General features: G+C 71.6%; 7 protein-coding genes and 1 pseudogene. 3 read left to right on the top strand and 5 right to left on the bottom strand.

The features are described from left to right. Positions 1-32: 32 nt before the first annotated feature. Both CCN33_RS29200 and CCN33_RS29195 read right to left on the bottom strand, forming a co-directional pair. The gene (locus tag CCN33_RS29200) at positions 33-263 is read right to left on the bottom strand and encodes a hypothetical protein (RefSeq protein WP_086696365.1); all 231 of its coding nucleotides are present in this window, start codon (positions 261-263) and stop codon (positions 33-35) included. 84 nt (positions 264-347) lie between these two features. Then, positions 348-812, bottom strand: coding sequence for an Asp23/Gls24 family envelope stress response protein (locus tag CCN33_RS29195; RefSeq protein ID WP_391766442.1), 465 nt, complete (start codon positions 810-812; stop codon positions 348-350). A 98-nt stretch (positions 813-910) separates the two neighbouring features. Here CCN33_RS29195 and CCN33_RS29190 point away from each other — a divergent pair, with 98 nt between their 5' ends. After that, entirely contained in the window at positions 911-1,627 is a 717-nt protein-coding gene (locus CCN33_RS29190; protein WP_086696363.1) for a nucleopolyhedrovirus P10 family protein, read from the top strand. A gap of 29 nt (positions 1,628-1,656) precedes the next feature. Here the strand turns inward: CCN33_RS29190 and CCN33_RS29185 are convergent, their stop codons facing one another. The 3 genes from CCN33_RS29185 to abc-f all read right to left on the bottom strand — a co-directional run bounded on the left by CCN33_RS29185 (position 1,657) and on the right by abc-f (position 4,752). After that, a complete protein-coding gene (locus tag CCN33_RS29185) occupies positions 1,657-2,460 on the bottom strand; it encodes an enoyl-CoA hydratase/isomerase family protein (RefSeq protein WP_086696362.1) in 804 nt (267 codons plus the stop codon). 129 nt (positions 2,461-2,589) lie between these two features. After that, positions 2,590-2,811 carry a helix-turn-helix domain-containing protein gene (locus tag CCN33_RS29180; RefSeq protein ID WP_004002281.1) on the bottom strand — a complete coding sequence of 74 codons (222 nt, stop codon included), beginning with the start codon at positions 2,809-2,811 and terminating at the stop codon, positions 2,590-2,592. 342 nt (positions 2,812-3,153) lie between these two features. Then, positions 3,154-4,752, bottom strand: a complete 1,599-nt coding sequence (gene abc-f, locus CCN33_RS29175; RefSeq protein ID WP_086696366.1) for a ribosomal protection-like ABC-F family protein — start codon at positions 4,750-4,752, stop codon at positions 3,154-3,156. A 243-nt stretch (positions 4,753-4,995) separates the two neighbouring features. Here abc-f and ypfJ point away from each other — a divergent pair, with 243 nt between their 5' ends. Both ypfJ and CCN33_RS33365 read left to right on the top strand, forming a co-directional pair. Continuing rightward, positions 4,996-5,886, top strand: coding sequence for a KPN_02809 family neutral zinc metallopeptidase (gene ypfJ / locus CCN33_RS29170; RefSeq protein WP_086696361.1), 891 nt, complete (start codon positions 4,996-4,998; stop codon positions 5,884-5,886). A gap of 38 nt (positions 5,887-5,924) precedes the next feature. Then, a pseudogene (locus CCN33_RS33365) lies at positions 5,925-6,014 on the top strand (VOC family protein); the annotation flags it as partial. Positions 6,015-6,062 lie beyond the last annotated feature (48 nt).

Below are 6,062 nucleotides of genomic sequence, written 5' to 3'. Positions count from 1 at the left end.
CGCCGCCGCGCCGGTGTCCGTGCTCATCGCGGTCACCGGCGCCAGTCGCGCCGGTCGCCGCCGGTGCGGAACCGGTCGTCACGGGTGCGGTCGTCCCGGCGGCGGAAGAAGTCGCCGAGTTCCAGTTCACCGTCCAGGAAGCGGCCGGCGAAGAATCCGATGGCCCCGAGGGCCGCCACCAGCACGAAGGCTCCGAAACCGCCGTAGAACCCGGCGAAGCCCAGCGCCATTCCGGCGATCATGCCGACTGCTGCCATGCTCATCTCTGCAGCGCTCCTTCAAGCGAGTCGGCTCGTCCGGCCGAGTGATGTCAGCCGGTCCGGCCTGTTGTACGAGTACCCCCCAACTCACTGGATACGGGGCTGCCCCGGCTCCTCGTCGTCCTCCTCGTCGGGGAGGTGGACGTCGCTGACCGCGATGTTGACCTCGACGACCTCGAGGCTCGTCATCCGCTCCACGGCGGCGATCACGTTCTCCCGGACCGCGCGGGAGACATCGCCGATGGGATAGCCGTACTCCACGACGATCTCCAGATCGAGCGCGGTCTGCACCTCGCCGACCTCGGCCTTCACCCCTCGGGTGACGGTCCTGCCGCCGCCCGGCACCCGGTCGCGTACGGCGCCGAGGGTGCGGGAGAAGCCGCTGCCCATGGCGTGCACGCCCTCCACGTCCCGTGCCGCCATTCCGGCGATCTTCTCGACGACTCCGTCCGCGATGGTGGTACGGCCTCTGGTCGCCGGGTCGCCGCCGCCGGACCGGGTCTGCCTGCGGGCCGAGGTCTGCGGCTCGTTGTCGCCGCCGTGGGTTGCCATCTCGCTCATCGCCACTGCTCCCCTTTTCGGTCGTCGTTCTCCGACCACGGTAAGCACGCCTGCGCCGTTGCGCGCCGTGGAGAGGGCAGGGTGGAGGAATGACGGCGGACTGGACACAGGCGGTACGGCAGCGACTGGCGCCCGGCAGACTGCTGCCGCTCGGCGGCAGCCGGGACGGCGCGTGGATGACGGAACGGGCGGCCGCCTCGGTGCTGGCCGGGGCGGCGGCCGAGGTGCCGGGGGCGTGGCTGGGCACGCTGCGGATCGGTCCGGCCGATCCGCGGGAGGTGCGCGAGCCGGTCGTACCGGCGCCGCCGAGCGCGCTGTGGCCGGGACCGCTGCGGGTGACGGCGGACTTCGCGGCGACCGCCGCCCGGCCGCTGCCGGTGACGGCGGACCGGCTGCGGGAGGTGCTGACCGCGGCGGCCGACCGGCTGGGCCTCACGGTGACGGAGGTGGACCTGCGGGTGACGGACCTGCTGGAGCCGCCCGCCGAACCGCCCCCGGCGCCCCGGGCGCAGCGGGCGCCGGACGCCGAGCGCACCACCGACCCGGACGAGGCGACAGTGGCCGCGGCCGTGCTCACGGTGGCCGGGGTGACCCGGCTGACGGCGGCCTTCGGCGACCGGGGCCACGCGGTCCGGGTCCAGCGGCGCGAGTCGGACGCGGCCCTCCCGCACCGGCATGTGTACGTGGAGGTCGCCACGGACTCCGCGCACCGGGCCACCGAGGTGGCCCAGCGCGTGCGCGCGGCGGTACGGGACACGCTGGAGGACCGCCCGACGGTGGCGGTCCTGGTGACCGGCGTGGAGTGAGCGCGCCCGCGAAAGAGGCCGCGGTGCGCTCAGTCCCCGATGCCGGCGAGGTCGCGCAGACGGCGGGCCTGGGCGGCACGCTCGGCGACGACCTGCTCGTCGAAGGAGCGGCCGACGGCACCGCGCAGCAGCGCCTTGGTCTCCACCACGGCGTCGCGCGGCGCGGCCAGCACCGCGGAGGCGAGGTCGGTGGCGGCGCCGTCGAGGTCGGCGGCGGGCACGGCGACGCTGGCGAGGCCGGAGACGACCGCCTCCTCCGCGTGCACGAAGCGGCCGGTCACACAGATCTCCAGCGCGCGGGCGTAGCCGACGAGGCCGACCAGCGGGTGGGTGCCGGTGAGGTCGGGGACCAGGCCGAGGCTGGTCTCGCGCATGGCGAACTGCACGTCGTCGGCGACGACGCGGAGGTCACACGCGAGGGCCAACTGGAAGCCGGCGCCGATGGCGTGTCCCTGCACGGCGGCGATGGACACGATGTCGTTGCGCCGCCACCAGGTGAACGCCTCCTGGAACCCGGCGATGGCGGAGTCGACCCCGGCGTCGTCACGGCGCGCGAGATCGATGAAGCTCGGCTCGCCCTCGATCCCCTCCGGCGTGAACATCTGGCGGTCCAGCCCGGCGGAGAAGGACTTGCCCTCGCCACGCAGCACGACCACACGGACGGAACCCGGCAGCGCCCGGCCCGCCTCGGCCAGCGCCCGCCACAGAGCGGGGCTCTGCGCGTTGCGCTTGGCGGGGTTGGTCAGGGTCACCGTGGCGAGCGCGTCGTCGACGGTGAGCCGTACGCCGTCCTTGTCGAGTACAGGAGCGAGGTCCTGGTCGGGCGAAGCCATGGGGCGCCTCCGGTGGGTGCGGTCATCGCGCGGAGCCGTACGGCACCGCGAAGTGACTGCACAGTAACCACCCGGACGATCACGGGACCGACCGGGTGGCCACCATCGAAGCCGATGGGCCGCCCGGAGTCAGGACGACGCGGCCTTCTTGCCCCGCGTCGCACCGCCACGCCCACGGAGCGTGACGCCCGACTCGCTGAGCATCCGGTGCACAAAGCCATACGAGCGACCGGTTTCCTCGGCCAGCGCCCGGATGCTCGCACCGGAGTCGTACTTTTTCTTCAGGTCTGCCGCGAGCTTGTCGCGCGCGGCGCCGGTAACCCGGCTGCCCTTCTTCAGAGTCTCGGCCACCCGGTCCTCCTCATGGGAAGTGCGCTCTGGTCTTCTCATGATCACCCCTTCTCGTCGGGTTGGCCACCCATTCGGCAAGGTCCGTGAGACGAGGTTGTGACGACAGGAGCGGGTCCGCACATACGGAATCGACGATTCCGAAGCGCCGTGCGCGTACCGCCGAACGGGTGGAATCGGGAAGTCCCAGGTCAGCGACGCGAGACGGCCGGTCCCCCGGTACCGCTGGGGTACGGGGGGACCGGCCGGAAAATCCGTGTAGGACACACCTCGGTATGAGGAGATCTCACTCAGATGGTGGATCACCGCTGGGCCGAATGATCGGGCCGAATGATCGCGCCGGGGTCAGGCGAGGGCCACCAGGTCGGCGTAACCGGAGCCCCACAGGTCCTCCACGCCGTCCGGGAGCAGGATGATCCGCTCCGGCTGGAGCGCCTCGACGGCGCCCTCGTCGTGGGTGACCAGGACGACGGCGCCCTTGTAGGTGCGCAGCGCGCCGAGGATCTCCTCGCGGCTGGCGGGGTCGAGGTTGTTGGTGGGCTCGTCCAGCAGCAGCACGTTGGCCGAGGAGACGACCAGGGTGGCGAGCGCGAGGCGGGTCTTCTCACCGCCGGAGAGGACCCCGGCCGGCTTGTCGACGTCGTCGCCGGAGAAGAGGAACGAGCCGAGCGTCTTGCGGACCTCGACCAGGTCCAGGTCCGGCGCGGCCGAGCGCATGTTCTCCAGGACCGTGCGCTCGGGGTCCAGGGTCTCGTGCTCCTGGGCGTAGTAGCCGAGCTTGAGGCCGTGGCCGGGGACGACCGAGCCGGTGTCGGGCTGCTCCGCGCCGCCGAGGAGGCGCAGCAGGGTGGTCTTGCCGGCGCCGTTGAGGCCGAGGATGACGACGCGGGAGCCCTTGTCGATGGCCAGGTCGACGTCGGTGAAGATCTCCAGCGAGCCGTACGACTTCGACAGGCCCTCCGCCATCAGGGGCGTCTTGCCGCAGGGGGCGGGCTCGGGGAAGCGGAGCTTGGCGACCTTGTCGGACTGCCGGACGGCCTCCAGGCCGGAGAGCAGCTTGTCGGCGCGCTTGGCCATGTTCTGCGCGGCGACCGTCTTGGTGGCCTTGGCACGCATCTTGTCGGCCTGCGAGTGCAGGGCGGCGGCCTTCTTCTCGGCGTTCTGCCGCTCGCGCTTGCGGCGCTTCTCGTCGGCCTCACGCTGCTGCTGGTAGAGCTTCCAGCCCATGTTGTAGACGTCGATCTGGGAGCGGTTGGCGTCCAGGTAGAACACCTTGTTGACCACCGTCTCGACCAGGTCCACGTCGTGGGAGATCACGATGAAGCCGCCGCGGTAGGTCTTGAGGTAGTCCCGCAGCCAGACGATCGAGTCGGCGTCGAGGTGGTTGGTCGGCTCGTCGAGCAACAGGGTGTCGGCGTCCGAGAACAGGATGCGGGCCAGCTCGATACGGCGGCGCTGACCACCGGAGAGGGTGTGCAGCGGCTGGCCGAGCGCGCGGTCGGGCAGGTTGAGCGCGGCGGCGATGGTGGCGGCCTCGGCCTCGGCGGAGTACCCGCCCTTGGTGAGGAACTCGGTCTCCTGGCGCTCGTACTGGCGCAGGGCCTTCTCGCGGGTGGCGCCGGAGCCGTTGGCGATGCGCTGCTCGTTCTCCCGCATCTTGCGGATCAGCACGTCGAGGCCGCGGGCGGAGAGGATGCGGTCGCGGCCGAGGACGTCGAGGTCGCCGGTGCGGGGGTCCTGCGGGAGGTAGCCGACCTCGCCGGAGCGGGTGATGGTGCCGGCGGCCGGGATGCCGTCACCGGCCAGGCACTTGGTGAGGGTGGTTTTGCCCGCGCCGTTGCGGCCGACGAGGCCGATGCGGTCACCCTTGGCGACGCGGAAGGTGGCGTTCTCGATGAGGACGCGCGCACCGGCGCGCAGCTCGATACCGGAGGCGGAGATCACGGACATACTCCTGGGCGTACGTGGTTGACGGATGGGCGGCTGTCGAGGGCGTTCCCGCCGTCTAATGCGCGAGGAGAATGGCCATGGGGCCAGTCTAACGGGGGCGGGCAAGCCCTTTTCCTGCCCCGGGTGGCAGGTGTGCGGGCTTCCGGGGTACAGATGCCGCGTGAGCTGCGAGCCACGGTGTGACGGGCGGCTGGAAGCTCGCGAAAGCCGATGGAAGCCGACAGAAGGTGACGGGCTGTGCAGTTCGACGACGACGCGAATCTGGACACCTCCGAGGTGCGGGACGTGCGCGGGAGCCGGGTGCCGGGCGGCCGGGCGACGATCGGCGGGGGTGTCGTCGGGCTGGTCGGGCTGCTGCTGGCGCTGTTCCTTGGCGTCGGCCCGGACCAGCTCGGGCTCTCCTCGGGGGGTGACGCGACCGCGCCGCAGCCCTCCTCGGTGAGCGAGGTCCAGCAGTCCTGCCGTACCGGCCGGGACGCGAACACCCGCGAGGACTGCCGGGTGGTCGCGGTGGTCAACAGCGTGCAGGACTACTGGTCGGGCGAGTTCCGGCAGCAGGGGAAGCGGTACACCCCGGCGGAGACGTATCTCTTCAACGGGCAGATCCGTACCGCCTGCGGAGCGGCGACGGCGGCCGTGGGGCCGTTCTACTGCCCCGGTGACCAGCGGGTCTATCTGGACCTGGGCTTCTTCGACGAACTGCGCACGAAGTTCGGGGCGAGCGGGGGTCCGTTCGCCCAGGCGTACGTGATCGCGCACGAGTACGGCCACCATGTGCAGGACCTCATGGGCACGCTGGGCCGGACCCAGGACGGCACGACCGGCGAGAACAGCAGCTCGGTCCGGGTCGAGCTGCAGGCGGACTGCTATGCCGGGGTGTGGGCGCACCACGCGACGACGACCCCGGACGAGTCGACGGGCAGGCCGCTGATCACCAGCCTGACCCCGGCGGACATCAAGGACGGGCTGAACGCGGCGGCGGCCGTGGGCGACGACCGTATCCAGGAGGAGTTCCAGGGGAAGGTGACCCCGGAGACCTGGACGCACGGGTCCTCGCTGCAGCGGCAGCAGTGGTTCGACCAGGGGTACCGCACGGGCGATCCGGACCGGTGCAACACGTTCGGCTGAGGCCTTGCCCGTACCGGCTGCGAGACTGAAGGGGACGCCAGGACTACGGCGCGCGGGACTACCTGGCGAGGGACGCCGAGGGCAACGTCTGGAGCTTCGGCACGTACGCCCCCGCGCTGTCCACCTGAGCCGCGGGGGCGTTCCGGCAGGGTCCCGCTCAGCCTCCGGTGTGCACC

Source organism: Streptomyces recifensis (genome assembly GCF_002154615.1).
GTDB classification, from domain to species: Bacteria; Actinomycetota; Actinomycetes; order Streptomycetales; family Streptomycetaceae; genus Streptomyces; species Streptomyces griseoluteus.
Note: the sequence above shows the minus strand (reverse complement) of the source record. Positions and strands in the feature narration are given on the sequence as shown.